Below are 16388 nucleotides of genomic sequence, written 5' to 3'. Positions count from 1 at the left end.
AAAGGCGAATTAACGCTCCCGCGCCGGGGGGGCGGCGGTTAGCTGTCGCCCCGATAATTGGGGGACTGCTTGGTTATCGTCACGTCGTGGACGTGGGACTCCCGAAGACCGGCCGAGGAAATCTGGACCAGCCTGGACTTTTCAAACAGTTCACCGATATTGGCGGAACCGGTGTAGCCCATGCCGGAACGCAGGCCGCCAATGAACTGGTACAGAGACTCGCCCACCTTGCCGCGATAGGGGACGCGGCCCACGATGCCTTCGGGAACGAGCTTCTTGGACTTCTCCTGGAAGTAACGGTCCGAGCTGCCCTTCTTCATGGCGTCGATGGAACCCATGCCCCGATACTGCTTGTAGGTGCGGCCCTGGTACAGGATTGTCTCGCCCGGGGACTCCTCGGTACCAGCCAGCACGGAACCCATCATGCAGGAGTTCGCGCCCACGGCCAGTGCCTTGACCACATCGCCGGAGTACTTGATGCCGCCGTCCGCGATGATGCACTTGTCGGCCTCGCGAGTTGCCTTGCCCGCTTCCATAACCGCGGTTATTTGCGGGACGCCCACGCCCGCCACAATGCGGGTGGTGCAGATGGAGCCTGGGCCGATGCCCACCTTGACGGTGTCCACGCCGGCTTCGATGAGGGCCTTTGCGCCCTCGTAGGTGGCCACGTTACCGCCGACGAGCTGAAGATTCGGGAAGGCGGCGCGAAGCGAGCGGGCGGACTTCAAAATGTTCTCGGAATGGCCGTGCGCGGAATCGAGGACCAGGAAATCGGCACCGGCGTGCAGCAGGGCCTCGGAGCGGGACAGGCATTCCGCCCCCACGCCGATGGCTGCGCCGACGAGCAGACGGCCTCGGCCGTCCTTGACCGCGTCGGGGTACTTGTTGTGCTTGTCGATATCCTTGATGGTGATCAGCCCTTTCAGGCGGTTCTCTTCATCCACCACGAGCAGCTTTTCGATGCGATGCTGGTGCAGCTTGCGCTTGGCCTCTTCCTTGTCGATGCCCTCGGGGACGGTGACCAGGTTGCGGGATGTCATCAGTTCGGAAACCAGGGGCTTGTCATCCCTCACGAACCGGATGTCGCGGTTGGTGATGATGCCCACAAGGTGGTCGCCCTTGACGACAGGCAGGCCGGAAATGCGGTACTCGCTCATGATGGCCTTGACCTTGCCCAGATCGTCGTCGGGGTGGACGGTGATGGGATCGGAGATCATGCCGGATTCGGACTTCTTGACCCGGTCGATCTCCCTGGCCTGTTCTCGAATGGACATGTTCTTGTGGATGACTCCCGCGCCGCCGTGACGGGCCATGGAGATGGCCATGCGGGACTCGGTGACGGTGTCCATTGCTGCGGAGATCAGCGGAATGTTCAGTTTGATCTCAGGCGTGAGGTAGGTGGAAACGTCCACCGCATCGGGCAGGACGTTGGAATATCCCGGCAACAGCAGCACATCGTCAAAGGTTAAGGCTTTATCAAGTATTTTGCTCATGTCATTCCTCCAGAGCGTTTTGATGACTGTATATGACAAGGCCGAGCGTATCGCCCGGCCCCGTTTTGATCCGTTATAGACCCAGGTAAGCCTGTTTCACCTGCTCGTTCGCGAGGAGCTTGTCGCAGGTGTCCGAGAGCACTACCTTCCCGTTTTCCATTACATACCCCCGGTGGCCTATCTTCAGAGCCAGGTTGGCGTTCTGCTCCACCAGGAAGATGGTTGTGTTGTTCTCGCTGTTGACCTTCTTGATGATCTCGAAGATCTGCTTGACCACGAGCGGCGCCAGCCCCATGGACGGCTCGTCCAGAAGCAGCAGCGAGGGACGCGCCATGAGTGCGCGGCCTATGGCGAGCATCTGCTGCTCGCCACCGGACAGGGTTCCGCCCTGCTGCCTGCGCCGCCGGGCCAAAATCGGAAAAAGGTCGAAGCAGTACTCGATGTCCCGCTTGATCTCGGCCTTGTTGTTGCGCATGAACGCGCCCATGTCGAGATTTTCCTGAACGGTCAGCTCGGGAAAAATCAAACGGCCTTCCGGAACCTGGCAGATTCCCTGCCTGACGATGGCGTTGGGCGCAAGCCTGGTGATGTCTTCTTCCTGATACACGACCTGGCCGCTGCGGGCCTGGACCACGCCGCAGATAGTCATCAGGGTGGTCGACTTGCCCGCGCCGTTGGCCCCGATCAGGGTGATTATCTCGCCCCGGTCGACGTACAGATCGACGTCGTACAGGGCCTGGATGTTGCCGTAAAAGCTGTTGACCTTCTTGAGTTCCAGCATCCTAGTCATCGTGTTCCTCCCCGAGGTAGGCCTTGATGACCTCCGGATTCGCCGCGATCTCCCGGGGCGTGCCGTCCGCGATCATGCGCCCGTAGTCCAGAACGTAGATGCGGTCGGACATGGACATGACCATCTTCATGTCGTGCTCGATGAGCATGATGGAGATGTTGAACCGTTCTCGTATGCTGACGATAAGCTCCTCCAGGTCCCGGGTCTCCTGCGGGTTCATGCCCGCAGCGGGTTCGTCGAGAAGCAGAAGGAACGGGTCCGTGGCCAGAGCCCGGGCGATCTCCAGGCGACGCTGCTTGCCGTAGGGCATGTTCATGGCCAGTTCGTTGACGAACTCGGCCAGACCGACCAGCTCAAGCAGTTCGTAGGCCTTCTGGATGACGGCCTGCTCCTCGCGGCGGGTCGCCCGGTTGCGCGAGATAGCCCCCCAGATGGAGGACTTGGTCCGGCAATGGGTGCCGATCATAACGTTTTCCAGCGCAGTCATGGACGGGAACAGGCGGATGTTCTGAAAGGTCCTGGCCATGCCCAGCTCGGTCACGATGTTGGGCTTTTTGCCGTTGATTCGGCGCGAATGACCGTCCGCGGAGGGATCGATGAGAACGTCCCCGGACGTGGGCGTGTAAATGCCGGTGATGCAGTTGAAGAAGGTGGTCTTCCCTGCGCCGTTGGGGCCGATGAGGGCCACTATTTCCTTGTCGTTGACCACGAGATCGACGTCGTCCAGGGCGCGAATGCCCCCGAAGTCCTTGCTCACGGCGCTGACGTTCAAGACTGGATTACTCATTGGCGGCCCCCGTCGCGGCAACCTTGTATTCGTAGACCTTGCGCTTGGCGCTTATCAGGCCCTGGGGCCTGAAGACCATCACCAGGACCATGATGGCCCCGAACAGGAGCATCCTGAACTGCGCGAATTCGCGCAGGTATTCGGGCACCAGGATAAGGATGATGGCTCCGGCGATGACGCCGCGTATGGAGCCCATGCCGCCGATGACCACGATGGACAGGATGATGGCCGATTCCCAGAAGGTGAAGGAGGCCGGGTTGATGAAAGTCGTCTTGGCCGCGAAGACCACGCCGGCCATTCCGGCCCAGGTCGCGCCCAGGGCAAAGGCCATGAGCTTGGTCTTCATCTTGTCGATGCCCATGGCCTGACAGGCGATCTCGTCCTCGCGCAGGGCCAGCCATGCGCGCCCGATGCGGGAATTCTGCAACCGGTTGACGCAGAAGATGGTCAGAATCAGCACGCCGAACATGATGTAGTACATGTATTGGGTGGAGCCGATGACGCCGAACTTGATGCCGAAAAAGCCGGGTCTGGCGATGGAGGATATGCCGGAAGGCCCCATGGTGACATCGCCCCAGTTTTCGAGCACGAGACGAATAATCTCGCCGAAGCCCAGGGTGACGATGGCCAGGTAGTCGCCCCGCAACCGCAGGACAGGGAAACCGAGGATGATGCCGAGAACCGCGCCGAGAACCGCGCCAACTGGCAGCATGTACCAGAAGCCGATATCCCAATGCATGTTGCACAGCGCGTAGGCGTAGGCGCCCACGGCGTAGAAGGCGACGTAGCCCAGATCGAGCAGACCGGCCAGGCCGACCACGATGTTCAACCCGAGGCCGAGCACGATGTAGACCAGGCAGGAAATCATGATGTTGGTCTGATAGAGGTCAAAGACCTGGGGATAGGCGATGGCGGCCAGGGCCAACAGTCCGAGGGCGGCATACTTCAGGACCGGATGGGACTGCAACTTGGTCAACAGGGATTCCACCCTGCTCTCGTTTCGCGAATCGTCCTTCTTGAGTTCCTTGCGCGCCAGCAGCCAGCGCCAGACGAAGGAACCGAAGAACACGGCCAGGGCCACGTAGCCGATCCTGTGCCAGTTCCAGGCCACGGTCTTTTCGATGGTGTTCACCCGAATGACCATGATTGGAAAGGTAAGGAAGACGAACCACAGCGCCGCCAGAAAGGACTTCCGGACCGCATGGGCGAAACTGTCGCACCCGGCGGTCAGGAAGAACCTGAAGAAGCTCTGGTTCATGGTGTTGCTTTCGTTGCTCACGATATATTCCTTGCGCGGTGGGCGGCCCCGGGGGCCGCGATGATCTCTTTTAGACCTTCTGGGTCTTTTCCTTGCCCATGATGCCCGACGGCCTGAAAATCAGGATGAGGACGAGCAGCAGGAAGGCGAAAACGTCCTCGTAGTCCGAGGAGACGTATCCGGTGGCGAACGCCTCGGTCAGACCGAGGACCAGGCCGCCGAGCATGGCCCCGGGAAGGGAGCCGATGCCGCCGAGCACTGCGGCGGTGAACGCCTTGATGCCCGCGATAAAGCCTATGTAGTAGTTGATCTGGCCGATGTGCGAGGCGATGAGCACGCCGCCCACGGCCGCCAGGCTGGAGCCGATGATGAACGTGGCCGAAATGACCATGTCCACGTTGACGCCGACCAACATGGCCATTTTGCGGTTCTGGGCCGTGGCGCGCATGGCCTTGCCCAGCTTGGTGAACTTGATGAACAGCGTCAGGCCGACGCAGGAAGCGACGGTCGCCAGAATGATGACCAGCTCGGCCGAGCTCAGGATGGAGCCCATCCTGTCAACGAAATCGAAATGCGGGATCAACTCGGGAAAAGGCAGAAAGTCCGAGGTCTGAGCGAGCATGACATAGTTTTGCAGGAAGATGGACATGCCGATGGCGGAAATGAGCGGAGACAGCCGGGGGGCGTTCCGCAGAGGCTTGTAGGCCATTTTCTCAATGGTGAACCCGTATGCGGCCGCCCAGATGATCGCGCAGACGATGGCGATGACCAGGATGGCGGGACCGGGGAACCCAAGCATGGTCAGCAGACCTGCCACGATGAGCCCGGTGAAGGCACCGATCATGTAGATTTCACCGTGGGCAAAGTTGATCAGCTCGATGATGCCGTAGACCATGGTATAGCCGAGGGCTATCAGAGCATAAATGCTGCCGCGGGTGAGGCCACCCATGAACAGCTCAAGGAAATATTCCATTGTCGTGATTCCTGTTCATTAAATAAATCCAGGGGACGGGCTTTGGCCCGTCCCCTGGTCTACTCCTTTCGGAAACTTACAATTACTTGACTTCCACGTACTTGCCGTCTTTCACCTGGTAGACGGCGAAGCCAACGCCCTCGGCGTCACCTTTGGCATCGAACTTGATCTTGCCGACCGGGGTGTCGACATAGGAGTTGTGCAGGGCATCGATCAACTTGTCGTAATCGGTTCCGCCCGCGACCTTGACCGCGTTCAGCAGAGCCAGAGCGGCGGAATAGGCTTCGGGGAAGAACGGGCCGGGATCGGAGCCGAATTCGGCCCTGTGAGCCTCGACGGCCTCCGTGTAAAGCGGATTGCTGGAGAAGTCCATGGGGCCGGTGGCGTAGACGCCTTCGGCGTACTTGCCGGCGACCTTGATGAAGGTGTCGTCCTTCACGCCGTCGTCGGACATGAACGGGATTTCCATATCCTTCTTGCGCATACCGGTAACGATCTTGGAAGCCTCGGGGTGATAGCCGCCGAAGATGACGCCCTCGGCACCGGAGCTCTTGATCTTCTGAACCACGGCGGAATAATCGACCGCGCCGGGGGTCACGCCCTCGAAGAGGACGACTTCAATGGCCGGATCGGCATCAATGAACTGCTTGCAGAAGGAGGCGAAGCCCTTGCCGTAATCACCCTTATCATGAATGACGGCGACCTTTTTCAGGCCGAGGCTCTTGGCGAAAGCGACTTCCAGAGCGGCCTGGGCGTCATCCGGAGCAATGGTCCGGAAAAAATTCGGGTAATCGCCCGACTGGGTCAGCGGGGGGTTGGTGGCGGAAGGAGACATGACCACTATCTTGCCGTCCAGATAAATGGGCAACGCGGCCTTGGTGGCGCCGGAGCAGATGTGGCCGAGCACAATCTTCACGCCGTCGGAGAGCAGCTTGGTGGCAACGTTGGTGGCCAGCTCGGGCTTGCACTGGTCGTCCTGGGAAACGACTTCGACCATGGCACCGTTCACGCCGCCAGCGGCGTTGATCTTCTGAGCAACCAGCTTGGCCGCATTGGCGCTGGGCAGGCCGTAGGAAGCCAGGTCGCCGGAGTGGGCGCCGGCAACGCCGAGGACAATCTTGGCGGGGGCGGCGACTTCACCGGTCTCCACATCGGCCTTGGCATCTTTATTTTCTTCCTTCTTCGCTTCGCCGCCGCAGGCCGCCAGCATGGCCGCCAAAACGAAACACACGGCAATCAGACTCAGCTTGACTCTCATGCTTCCTCTCCTCAAAATGTATAAGGGTTCGTTACCACTCAATAGTGTAAACCTGCAGACGCCCGCCGAAAACTCCGTTTTCGGCGGATAAAGCCACGGAATGAGATATTGTAGTTATTTTCAGGCTCTTGTCAATCTTATCCGCCTGTGACGAGATGGCATCAACACCCCAAAATCATTGCCCAATCTATTTGCCAAGCTCCTCCCGGGCGAGCTTCAGCATTTCCGCGTCCCCTTTTTCCAGGGCCAGAACCTTTTCGAAATAGGCCCGGGACTCATCGGGCTTGTTGAGAAAATGCTTGTAAATCACGCCCAGATTGAACAACGCGAGGGTGTCTTCGGGGTCGATCCTGAGGATATCCTCATACGCCGCGCTCGCCTCGCCATACTCTTGCTTGTTGAAATAGGCGATACCCACGGCCTTGAGCACCTTGACGTCTTCCGGCTTGAGCTGCCGGGCCTTTTCCAGGGGCTCCAAGGCACGGTCCCAGGCGCGCATCATCAAGAAAGAATTGCCCAACCCAACAAGAGCTTCCACGTCCTCGGGGTTCTTGTTCACCCTGTCCATGTATTCCTTGACGCGGGACATGGCCCCGCTCATGGCTCCGCCCATGGGACCGGGACCGGCCTCGCCGTGATCGTCGGGGGCGACGCTGCGCGAGGCCTGCGACTTCACAAACAGATTGGGGTTGTTCAGGCGGTAGATGAAACTGGTGGCAAACATGGCCGCAAGAGACAGAAACACGGCCAGGATGACGGCCTTCCCGCCGAACGGCACGCGGCTATCCGTCATGATCGCCCCCCAGAAGTTCCAGTTGGCGGATGCGCTTTTCCAGATCGGCCGAGCGGGAGGCCAGAAAAACCAGATACCCGGCTACGCCGAGCCAGATGGCCACGTTGGCGATGAAGATGTAGGTGGTTGCAGACATGCTGTATCCTCAAGCTGGTTGCGTGTTGGTTATTCCTCGTCCCAAACGAGCATGGCTTCGAGCCGTGCCTGCTGGCCGAGCTGCCGGATTCGGGTCATGAGCATGGCCCCCCAGAGCAGGCCGAAGGCGAAAAGACCGGCAAAGACCGTGTGCCACATGCGCGCTTCCATGCCCGATCCCTGACGGGCCAGGCCGTCCGGATGCGCGCTGCCCCAGAGCTTGGCCGCGAAAAAGACCAACGGCACATCCAGGAAGGCCACTATACCGAGCACGGCGCAGACAAGGGCCTTGCGGTCGCGGCCCATGGGAGTGTTCCGCAGGACCAAGTACCCGGCGTAAACGTACCACATGATGAGGGCGGTGGTCAGCTTCGGGTCCCACAGCCACCAGTGGCCCCACTCGGCCCGGGCCCAGGTGGACCCGGAAATAAGGGTCAGGGTGGCGAACAGCACGCCGAGCTCGGAGGCCCCTCCGGCCACACGGTCATAGACGGCCTTGCGGGTGAACAAATAGAGTATGGAGGCCGCGAAGACCACGAAAAAGGAGACCAGCGCCCACCAGGAGCACGGCAGATGCATGTAGAAGATTTTCTGCACCGGCCCGGACTGGGCAATGGGCGCGTAGAACCAGATCATGGCCTGGTGGACGACCAGGGCGAGGCCCGCCAGGACCGCCAGAATGGAAACTTTCATAACTACTCTTCCCCACTGTAGACGAACGGGAACAGAAACAGCCCGGCCCCGCCGAACAGGCAGTCGAAGGCGAATATCAGGCCGAGCCACTTGTCGTATCCCATGGTGTGCTCGGGCGAAAAACACAGGCCGAACAGGGTGATTCCGGCCAGAAGCACGGGCAGCAGAAGCGGAAACACGATAACCGAGAGCAAAGACTCCCGGGCCGCCTGCCCCTGAGACAACGCTCCAAGCAACGCCCCTATGATGACCAGCCCGAGATCGGCCCCAAAGAGCGTGACCGCCAGCAGCCACCACGGGCCGTGAACCGACTGGCCCAGAAAGGCCGCCGTGGCCGGAAGAAACACAAGCTGCGAAACGAACAAAAGGCCGAACCCGGCCAGTCCCTTGCCCAGCCAGACCGCATGGACCGGCGCGGGCGAAGCCAGAATGCCGATGCGCGCGCCGTTGGCCTCCTCGATGGAGAACAGGTCATTGAAGACCAGAACCAGCCCGAAGGCCGACGCCAACCAGAAGATCGCGCCCGCGGCCTGGGGCGAGATGGCTCCGTCCAGCGGCTTGGACAGGGAAAACAGGAAAATCAGCAACAGGCCGAGCAGGACCGCCTGAACCAGTCCCTGCCCTCCGGACAAGGAAAGCTTGAGGTCCTTCTTCGCAATGAGAACCGTGCGCCTCAACATGCGCCCTCCGCCACGAAGCCCAAAGCCGGGCCGAAGTATTCCACCTTGCGGCCGCCCAGCGCAAGGACGTCGTCGGCCAGGGCCGCGTCCTCGGTCACGTGATGGCTGATCCAGACCACGGACACACCCCGGTCGCGCAGGGAGGTGATCTCCTCGCGCAGCCGTCGCAAGGAGGCCGGGTCGAGGCCGGTGCCGGGTTCGTCAAGAAAGATGAGCTTCGGGTCAGCCTGGTAGATACGCGCCAAATTGAGCCGTTGGGCCATGCCGCGCGAGAACGACCCCGCCTTTTCCTCGGCCGCCCTTTCAAGCCCCACCCTGGCCAATAGGGCCAGAAGCTCGTCGCGGGAAGGCGACAGGCCGTACATAGCCCCCCAAAACCGCAGGTTTTCCAGAGCGGTCAGACCGGGATAGATGAAGGTGGCGTGACCGAGGTAGGCCATATCCTCGGGTTCGAGATTAAGCGTCACCTCGCCCGCCGACGGCTTGCTCAATCCGGCCATGATGCGCATGAGCGTGGACTTGCCCGCTCCGTTGGGGCCCGCGACGAGGAGAATCCTGCCGGGCAGGACCTCGAAGGAGACCTCCTTGAAAACAAGCTTGTTCCCGTAGAACTTCGCCGCCCGCTTGACTGCGAGCAGCGGTTTGCCCGAATCGCTCATCTACCTGACCTCGCCGGGCCGGGGCAAACGCCGGAGCAGAAGGAAACCGAGCAGACACATTATCGTGCCGCCGATCCAGATCCAGTTGACAAGCGGGTTGACGCTGATCTTGAAGCTCGCCTTGTCGTCCTCGGTAAGCCCGAGCAGCGTGGCGTACAACTCGTCGCCGAAACTCGGAAGAATGGACGCCTCGGCGAACTGCTGGTTGGTGAAGTTCTTGTAGATGCGCTTGTCGGGCTTGAGCATACCGACCTCGCGGCCGTCCCTGGACACCACGAGGGTGGCCGTGGCCCGGGCCAGGATGTCGCCCACATTGCGGTCCTCATGCAAACCGGCGTACGTCACGGTGAACTCGCCGATCTCCATGGACTCGCCCTGGGCCAGGACCACTTCGCGCTCGGTCTTGTACGGCCCGGAGAAGGCCACGCCGAGCGCCATCAGCACCAGCCCGAGATGAACGCCGTAGGCGCCCCAGGAATGACGCGAGGATCGCATGGTCGGATACAGGAAGAACAGCAGGATGATACCCGCGATGGCGGCCACCGAAGCCGCGGCGGTCAAGGCAGCCAGCACGTTGGTCATGCCCGACAGGTAGAATCCGGCAAAGGCGATGACCAGCACCGCGCCCACCGCGCCGAGCCCCTTCATGTTGCGGACGCCGCCCTTCCAGCCCAGCCAGGGGCAAAAGCAGAAGATGAGCACCAGCAGCCCCATGAACGGCAGGCAGACGCGGTTGTAGAAATGGGCGTCGAGCCCCATGGGCGAAGAGGTCCACAACCGGCTGATAACCGGCCACATGGTCCCCAGAGCGACCACCATGCCGAGCGCCAGCAGGAACCAGGCCGCGATGACCAGCATCCCCTGGCGGCTGACGAAGTCCGACAGGGAGCGATGAGTCGGCCGCTCGGACAGGAAGACGACCATCAGGGTCAGGACCAGGAAGAAGACCATGGCCCAGAACAGGGGCTGGGCCACGCCGGACTCGCCAAAGGTGTGCAGCGAGTCAATGACACCGGACCGGGTCAGGTAGGTGGAGAAGATGCACAGGATGAAAGTCAGGGACATCAAAAACACGTTGGTCCGCTGCAAGGCGTTGCGCCGGGACTCGATGATGGCCGTATGCAACACGGCCGTTCCCGCGAACCAGGGAATCAGGGAGGCGTTCTCGACCGGGTCCCAGGCCCAGTAGCCGCCCCAGCCCAATTCCATGTAGGACCACCAGCCGCCCAGAATGATGCCCGCGGTCAGGAAGACCCAGGAAAGGATGTTCCAGTTGCGGACCACTTTAATCCACGATTTCTTCTCGCTTGCGATGGACGAGGCCAGGGCTGCGCAGGCCGGTATGGTGTAGAGGGCGAATCCCATGAACAGAAGCGGCGGATGGAAAATCATGCCCGGGTTGCGCAGGAGCGGGTTGAGGCCGCGCCCGTCGCCGGGAGCCGGGATGATCTCGATGAACGGATTGGACCAGCCGGTGAGCAGGAGCAGGAAAAAGCCCTGCACGGTCAGGAAAAACGTCCAGAAATAGAGCTTGGTGTCGGACCCGAGCGACTTGTAGCCGGGCGTGGCCACGAAGATCATGCCGGATATGGCGATAATCAACTCCCAGCACAGGAGCGATCCTTCGCGTCCGCCCCACAGGGCGGTCAGGGTGTAGACGAAGGACAGCGCGTTGTCCACGTTGTTGTAGACGTAGCGGAAGGAGTAGTCCCTGGAGGTCAGGGCCACCAGCAGGATGAGCGTGGAAAAAATGACGCCGCAAGCGGCGATGAACTGCCCCCGCTCGATAACGTTCAGCGCTTCCTTCCTCCTGGACCAGGCGGCGAAGCCGGAAAACCCGGCGAGAAAAAGAAAGGCGAGCAGGGAAAAGAGTAAACCGACGTATCCGGTCAGATGCATAGAGGCTCCTTACGACAAGTTCGACAAGCGGGCCGAGGTTCCGGTGTCCCTACGGCCCTCGGCTTCTTCGGAGAGTTCAACGGGGATAGAGAGGAATAAACCGGGGTGCAATCATGTGAAAAAGATTTCACTAACCTGCCTGTCCCTTCTGCATCTCCATCTGTTTGCTCTGCTCTTCGTATTTTGAAGGGCACTTGGTAACCAGGGTCCTCGCCATGAAGACCTGTCCGTCCGGGGAGAATTTCCCCTCCACGATGACCTCGACATCCGCCTTGAAGGTGTCCGGCAAAGCGCCTTTGTACTGCACCCGCAGGGCCTTGTCTCCCTGCATCTTGTCCACCAGATCGAAATCGGCCCCGAGCTTGCCGTCGGCGATGGCCAGCCCGGAGGGCGACACCTTGCCGAACAGGCGGGCGTTGCCGATCTCGGCCCGATCCTGCGCCAGGGCCTCGGTCACATTAAGGAAATAGACCGAATCCTGCGTCAGGCCGGAAAAGATGAGATAGGAAAGGCCGCCCAGGAACAACACCAGGGCGACGGCGTACACGATCTTGTTGGAACTCTTGGCCATATGTTTCCTTGCGCGGAGCGCGGCTGATTCTATTTTTCTTCCGCCGAACCGTTGCGGGCGCGGGTCAGTTCATCCCTCTGCATACGGGCGAGTTCCCGCATATCCACCACCTGGTCGGTCTCGTCAACTATTTCACTGCCGAGGATCTCTTCGAGGACATCCTCCAAAGTGACCACCCCGGCCACCCCGCCGTACTCGTCCAGGACCACAGCCAGATGCAGGCGGCTGCCCAGGAACTGCACCAGGAGCTTGTCCAGGGTGATGGTCTCCAGGACGAAACGCACCGGCCGCATGATGTCGACCATCTTGAGCTCGTCCTTGTCGTCGGCGAGGGCTTCGAGCACCACCCGCCGATAAACCACGCCCACAATATCCTCCGGGTCCTCGTCAAAGACCGGGATACGGCTGTGGGGCCAATTCGGGTGCTCCTCCCGGGCCTGGGCCACGGTCATGTCCGAGGGCAGGGTGAAAACCACGGTCCTCGGTGTCATGATCTGCCGCACCGTCTTGCAGTCCAAGGAGAGGATATTCCGAATGGAGGTCTCCTCGTACGGTTTTATCACCCCGGAACGACGCGTCAGGCTGACGATGGCCCGAATATCGTCCTCGGTGTGATCCGGCTTGGACTCCCGGCGTTTAATCGCCTTGGACAGCACTCCCATGACGGCGATGACCGGCCTGAACAACCAGACCATCCCCCGAAGGGGACGCGCCAGGGGCGGAGCGATAATGTCCGAATAGAGCACGCCCAGCGTCTTGGGCATGATCTCCGTGAAAATGAGAATAATTACTGTAAAGCAAAGTGTAAAGAGCCAAAGCGTGTCGTCGCCGTACAATTTTGCCCAGGCCCAGCCGGCCACGGCGGCTCCGGCGGTGTGCGCGCAGGTGTTCAGCGTGAGAATGGCCGTGATGGGCTCATCTATCTTCGAACGAAGACTATGAAGCAAAAGCGCGGACTTGCGGCCACTGTCCTTGAGCTTCTGAATATCGGCCCAACTCATGGAGTAAAGAGCCGCTTCGGCCACGGAACAAAACGCTGACACGAAGACAGCCACGCCGACGGCGAGAATTAGTTCAACCATGAATCTTGTCACTTCCTGGAAACGAGAGGATCGAACACTGTACCTTACCGATGGATGTACCAGATGCCACGGACCGGCGCAACACGCAACAGGCTTGACTTCCAAGACGATTGAGGCGAACAGGACGGGCATGGATTCACGCGCAACAGAGCAACCCGCCGTGGCCTTCCGCCTCGGGCACATGGGCGACGTGGCGCTGGCCACGGGCGTCCTGGCCCACTGGCACGAAACGGCCGGAACCTCATTCATTTTCGTGACCAGGGAGTCGAACCTGCCCCTGCTGGAAAACCACCCCGCCGTGGCGGGAACCGTGGGCCTGTCCAAGGCGGACCTGACCGACGCGGGATGGTTTCGCCACACCGGCGAGCTGGCCCGCCAGTATGCCGGAAGCGCCCTAGTGGACCTGCACGGCACCCTGCGTTCCCGCCTGCTCGCCCTGCGCTGGCATGGAGACGTGCGCCGCTACCCGAAATTCGGCGTGACCCGACGCCTGTTCGAACGCACCCGCGCCGAACGGTTCCGCCGCAGACTCGAAGCCCTCAACGTCCCCCAACGGTACGCCCTGGCGCTGGATGAGACCGCACCCGCGCCTGAAGCCGTGTTGCCGCGCATCTACCTGACGAAGGCCGAGAAGGCCGACGCGGCCCGACGGCTCGCCCCTATCGCGGGCAACGAACCGCTGGTCGCCCTACACCCCTACGCCACCCACCCGGCCAAGCAATGGCCCGCCGACAACTGGCTTCGGCTTTGCGCCCTGCTGGACACAGTCGGAATAAACTGGTTCGTGGTGGGCAGAAACGAAAAACCGCTTCGCAACGGGCATGAGCGCGACCTGACCAACGCCACGAACCTGCGCGAGACCTGCGGGCTGCTCCATGAAGCCGACCTGCTGGTCACCGGCGATTCCGGCCCCATGCATCTGGCCTGCGGCGTGTCCACGCCCGTGGTCGCCCTGTTCGGCCCCACGGCCAAGGCTTGGGGATTTTATCCGGCCGGGCCGAAAGATGTTGTCCTGGAACGGGACCTGCCCTGCCGCCCCTGCTCCCTGCATGGGGCCAGGCAATGCACCAAAGGCTTCGAGTGCATGACCGAGACCACGCCGGAGACGGTCCTCGACGCGGTCCGGGCCTCGCTCGGCAACGACAGCATTCGGTAAGAGCGCGACCGCGCCCACTCAAGAAAAGAAAAAAACGGCCCGGCTTCCAATCAGGCCGGACGGCGTTCGCCCCAGCACTGCGCGATTTCGTCCGCCCGCTCCTCCAGCAGGCTGCGCACCCCGTCCGGGACGAGCAGGCTCAAATTACGGCGATCCAGCCAGCGGCGTCGGATGTGCCCTCCCTTGATGTCCAAACGGGGGATATCCAGCAACCGAATGACGTTGCCGCCGGGCAGCCTCCACACGCCTTCGTCCTCAGCGGCCGCCTCGGGCCACTGTTCGGCCACGAATCCGCCCACCGCGTCCGCCGCCTCCCAGCGGTTGACCACCACAAGTGAGGCCAGAGTCGGGATTTCCAGCCCGCGACGCCAATTGCGCAGTTCCAGAAAGGTGGACGCGCCCAGAATGAAATGCAGTTCGACCTCGGGCCGCTCGGTGCGGTAGCAGGTAAGCGTGTCGCAGGTAAACGACGGGCCGGACCGCTCCGCCTCCAGCGGATTCGCGCCCAGCCCGGGAATGCCCTCAATGGCCCTACGCACCAGATCCAGCCGCAGATCGAAGGAGAGCAGGTCGCCGCTCCGCTTGTGCGGGGGCTCGGCGGCCGGAACCAGCTCCACCCTGTCCAGGCCGAGCTGCTCGTAGACTTCCACCGCCATGCGCACGTGGCCGGTATGCACCGGATTGAAACTGCCGCCGAGTATGCCGATCTTCACTGCCGATCTCCTTTATTTTATGACGATAACTCCGTTGGGCCCAGCCCGCAAGCCGAACAGGCGCACCTGTCCCTGCCCGGGAGTCTCCGGCGGCCAAAAAAACGGGCCGCCCCAGAGGGCGGCCCGATCAATACATCAATATACGCCCAAACCGGCTATTCGCGGATTTGCCCTTCGCCCAGCAGGACAAACTTGGCGCTGGTCAATTCCTTGATGCCCATGGGACCGTAGGCGTGGAGCTTGGAAGTGGAAATGCCGATCTCCGCCCCAAGGCCAAGCTGGGCCCCGTCGTTGAAACGGGTGGTCGCATTGGCCACCACCAGGGAGGCGTCCACCTCGCGAATGAAGCGCATACAGTGGGCGTAATCCTCGGACAGGATGGCCTCCGTGTGGTTGGAGCCGTAGCAGGCGATGTGATCCATGGCCTCGTCCAGTCCATCCACGATCTTGACCGCCATGACCAGATCCAGGAACTCGAAACCCCAATCCGCATCCTCGGCGGGCTCGGCGTATTCGCCGAGCAGGGGCAGGGAGCCGGGGCACGCTTTGAACTTCACGCCCTTGGGACCGATGGCCTCCGCCACCTTGGGCAGCAGCTCGTCGGCCACGTCCTTGTGGACGAGCAGGCATTCCAAGGCGTTGCAGCCGCTCGGATACTGCATCTTGGCGTTCTCGACGATGGGCACGGCCTTGGCCACGTCGCACCCCGCGTCGGCGAATATATGGCACACGCCCTTGTAGTGCTTGAGCACCGGCATGGTCGCCTGGCTGGTCACGGCGCGGATGAGCCCCTCGCCGCCGCGCGGGATGACCACGTCTATGTACTCCTCCAGCTTGAGCAGTTCGGTCACGGCCGCGCGGTCCGTGGTGGGCGGCACCTGGACCGCGTCGCGAGGCAGCCCGGCCCGCTCCAGGGCGCGGTGCATGAGTCCGGCCAGGCACTTGTTGGAATGAAACGCCTCGGAGCCGCCGCGAAGAATCACCGCGTTGCCCGCCTTGAGGCAGAGAATGCCCGCGTCGACCGTGGCGTTGGGACGGGATTCGTAAATCATGGCCACCACGCCGAGAGGCACGCGCATACGGCCCACAAGCATCCCGTTGGGCCGCTTGACCATGGACTCGATCTCGCCCACGGGGTCAGCCATGGCCGCCACGTCGCGGCATCCCTTTATCATGGAGCTGAGAACCTTCTCGGAAATGGTCAACCGCTGTACGCGCGCCTTGTCCAGACCGCGCTCCGCCGCAGCGTCGAGATCGAGCCGGTTGGCCTCCCCGATGGCCGGGGCCTCGGATTCGAGCAGGTCGGCAAGAATCAGCAAGGCGTCCTGCCGGGCCTTGCCCGAGGACGCGGAAAGCTTGCGCGACGCCGCCTTGGCGCGCTTGCCCATCTCCACCATCTGTTCGCGAATATCCATGTTCGATCTCCTTGAAAAATGTCGTCCGCCGAC

General features: G+C 61.6%; 17 protein-coding genes. 1 reads left to right on the top strand and 16 read right to left on the bottom strand.

Going from position 1 to position 16388, the window contains the following annotated elements:
* Positions 1–38 precede the first annotated feature (38 nt).
* The 14 genes from guaB to LF599_RS05275 form a co-directional block, all read right to left on the bottom strand.
* Positions 39–1493 carry an IMP dehydrogenase gene (gene guaB, locus LF599_RS05340; RefSeq protein WP_279522565.1) on the bottom strand — a complete coding sequence of 485 codons (1455 nt, stop codon included), beginning with the start codon at positions 1491–1493 and terminating at the stop codon, positions 39–41.
* 73 nt (positions 1494–1566) lie between these two features.
* Positions 1567–2274, bottom strand: coding sequence for an ABC transporter ATP-binding protein (locus LF599_RS05335; protein ID WP_269941829.1), 708 nt, complete (start codon positions 2272–2274; stop codon positions 1567–1569).
* Between the two features lies 1 nt (position 2275).
* Complete coding sequence (locus tag LF599_RS05330) at positions 2276–3070, bottom strand: ABC transporter ATP-binding protein (RefSeq protein ID WP_279522564.1); 795 nt, start codon at positions 3068–3070, stop codon at positions 2276–2278.
* A complete protein-coding gene (locus tag LF599_RS05325) occupies positions 3063–4349 on the bottom strand; it encodes an ABC transporter permease subunit (protein ID WP_404823735.1) in 1287 nt (428 codons plus the stop codon). Before LF599_RS05325 ends, LF599_RS05330 begins: the two co-directional genes overlap by 8 nt.
* 49 nt (positions 4350–4398) lie before the next feature.
* Positions 4399–5301, bottom strand: a complete 903-nt coding sequence (locus LF599_RS05320; protein WP_279522563.1) for a branched-chain amino acid ABC transporter permease — start codon at positions 5299–5301, stop codon at positions 4399–4401.
* 82 nt (positions 5302–5383) lie between these two features.
* Entirely contained in the window at positions 5384–6559 is a 1176-nt protein-coding gene (locus LF599_RS05315; protein WP_279522562.1) for a branched-chain amino acid ABC transporter substrate-binding protein, read from the bottom strand.
* Between the two features lie 187 nt (positions 6560–6746).
* Positions 6747–7352, bottom strand: a complete 606-nt coding sequence (locus LF599_RS05310; protein WP_269941452.1) for a tetratricopeptide repeat protein — start codon at positions 7350–7352, stop codon at positions 6747–6749.
* A complete protein-coding gene (locus LF599_RS05305; RefSeq protein ID WP_272700501.1) occupies positions 7342–7488 on the bottom strand; it encodes a CcmD family protein in 147 nt (48 codons plus the stop codon). Before LF599_RS05305 ends, LF599_RS05310 begins: the two co-directional genes overlap by 11 nt.
* Positions 7489–7517: 29 nt before the next feature.
* Positions 7518–8180, bottom strand: coding sequence for a cytochrome c biogenesis protein (locus LF599_RS05300; protein ID WP_279522561.1), 663 nt, complete (start codon positions 8178–8180; stop codon positions 7518–7520).
* Between the two features lie 2 nt (positions 8181–8182).
* Positions 8183–8860 carry a heme exporter protein CcmB gene (locus LF599_RS05295; RefSeq protein WP_279522560.1) on the bottom strand — a complete coding sequence of 226 codons (678 nt, stop codon included), beginning with the start codon at positions 8858–8860 and terminating at the stop codon, positions 8183–8185.
* Positions 8854–9519 (bottom strand): heme ABC exporter ATP-binding protein CcmA, encoded by a 666-nt coding sequence (gene ccmA / locus LF599_RS05290; RefSeq protein ID WP_279522559.1) that lies wholly within the window; start codon positions 9517–9519, stop codon positions 8854–8856. Before ccmA ends, LF599_RS05295 begins: the two co-directional genes overlap by 7 nt.
* Entirely contained in the window at positions 9520–11418 is a 1899-nt protein-coding gene (locus LF599_RS05285) for a heme lyase CcmF/NrfE family subunit (RefSeq protein ID WP_279522558.1), read from the bottom strand. It abuts the gene before it with no gap.
* A gap of 130 nt (positions 11419–11548) precedes the next feature.
* Positions 11549–11989, bottom strand: coding sequence for a cytochrome c maturation protein CcmE (locus tag LF599_RS05280; protein WP_279522557.1), 441 nt, complete (start codon positions 11987–11989; stop codon positions 11549–11551).
* A 29-nt stretch (positions 11990–12018) separates the two neighbouring features.
* The gene (locus tag LF599_RS05275) at positions 12019–13071 is read right to left on the bottom strand and encodes a hemolysin family protein (protein ID WP_279522556.1); all 1053 of its coding nucleotides are present in this window, start codon (positions 13069–13071) and stop codon (positions 12019–12021) included.
* 130 nt (positions 13072–13201) lie between these two features.
* On the opposite strand from LF599_RS05275, the gene LF599_RS05270 reads away from it, so the two are divergent.
* Positions 13202–14227, top strand: coding sequence for a glycosyltransferase family 9 protein (locus LF599_RS05270; protein WP_279522555.1), 1026 nt, complete (start codon positions 13202–13204; stop codon positions 14225–14227).
* 50 nt (positions 14228–14277) lie between these two features.
* Here LF599_RS05270 and nadD read toward each other — a convergent pair whose 3' ends face one another.
* Positions 14278–14940: a nicotinate (nicotinamide) nucleotide adenylyltransferase gene (gene nadD, locus LF599_RS05265; protein WP_279522554.1), complete on the bottom strand. Its 663-nt coding sequence runs from the start codon at positions 14938–14940 to the stop codon at positions 14278–14280.
* Between the two features lie 155 nt (positions 14941–15095).
* The gene (locus LF599_RS05260; protein ID WP_279522553.1) at positions 15096–16355 is read right to left on the bottom strand and encodes a glutamate-5-semialdehyde dehydrogenase; all 1260 of its coding nucleotides are present in this window, start codon (positions 16353–16355) and stop codon (positions 15096–15098) included.
* Positions 16356–16388: the final 33 nt, after the last annotated feature.

Source organism: Pseudodesulfovibrio thermohalotolerans, from assembly GCF_021353295.2.
Classification (GTDB): Bacteria; Desulfobacterota; Desulfovibrionia; order Desulfovibrionales; family Desulfovibrionaceae; genus Pseudodesulfovibrio; species Pseudodesulfovibrio thermohalotolerans.
Note: the sequence above shows the minus strand (reverse complement) of the source record. Positions and strands in the feature narration are given on the sequence as shown.

Excerpts from the sequence above, each read along its gene's own strand:
- LF599_RS05300 (WP_279522561.1), bottom strand. The coding sequence starts at position 8,180 with ATGAAAGTTTCCATTCTGGCGGTCCTGGCGGGCCTCGCCCTGGTCGTC.
- LF599_RS05315 (WP_279522562.1), bottom strand. The coding sequence starts at position 6,559 with ATGAGAGTCAAGCTGAGTCTGATTGCCGTGTGTTTCGTTTTGGCGGCC.
- LF599_RS05275 (WP_279522556.1), bottom strand. The coding sequence starts at position 13,071 with ATGGTTGAACTAATTCTCGCCGTCGGCGTGGCTGTCTTCGTGTCAGCG.
- LF599_RS05330 (WP_279522564.1), bottom strand. The coding sequence starts at position 3,070 with ATGAGTAATCCAGTCTTGAACGTCAGCGCCGTGAGCAAGGACTTCGGG.
- LF599_RS05295 (WP_279522560.1), bottom strand. The coding sequence starts at position 8,860 with ATGTTGAGGCGCACGGTTCTCATTGCGAAGAAGGACCTCAAGCTTTCC.
- LF599_RS05285 (WP_279522558.1), bottom strand. The coding sequence starts at position 11,418 with ATGCATCTGACCGGATACGTCGGTTTACTCTTTTCCCTGCTCGCCTTT.
- LF599_RS05270 (WP_279522555.1), top strand. The coding sequence starts at position 13,202 with ATGGATTCACGCGCAACAGAGCAACCCGCCGTGGCCTTCCGCCTCGGG.
- LF599_RS05320 (WP_279522563.1), bottom strand. The coding sequence starts at position 5,301 with ATGGAATATTTCCTTGAGCTGTTCATGGGTGGCCTCACCCGCGGCAGC.
- ccmA (WP_279522559.1), bottom strand. The coding sequence starts at position 9,519 with ATGAGCGATTCGGGCAAACCGCTGCTCGCAGTCAAGCGGGCGGCGAAG.
- LF599_RS05335 (WP_269941829.1), bottom strand. The coding sequence starts at position 2,274 with ATGCTGGAACTCAAGAAGGTCAACAGCTTTTACGGCAACATCCAGGCC.
- LF599_RS05260 (WP_279522553.1), bottom strand. The coding sequence starts at position 16,355 with ATGGATATTCGCGAACAGATGGTGGAGATGGGCAAGCGCGCCAAGGCG.
- LF599_RS05310 (WP_269941452.1), bottom strand. The coding sequence starts at position 7,352 with ATGACGGATAGCCGCGTGCCGTTCGGCGGGAAGGCCGTCATCCTGGCC.
- LF599_RS05305 (WP_272700501.1), bottom strand. The coding sequence starts at position 7,488 with ATGTCTGCAACCACCTACATCTTCATCGCCAACGTGGCCATCTGGCTC.
- LF599_RS05280 (WP_279522557.1), bottom strand. The coding sequence starts at position 11,989 with ATGGCCAAGAGTTCCAACAAGATCGTGTACGCCGTCGCCCTGGTGTTG.
- guaB (WP_279522565.1), bottom strand. The coding sequence starts at position 1,493 with ATGAGCAAAATACTTGATAAAGCCTTAACCTTTGACGATGTGCTGCTG.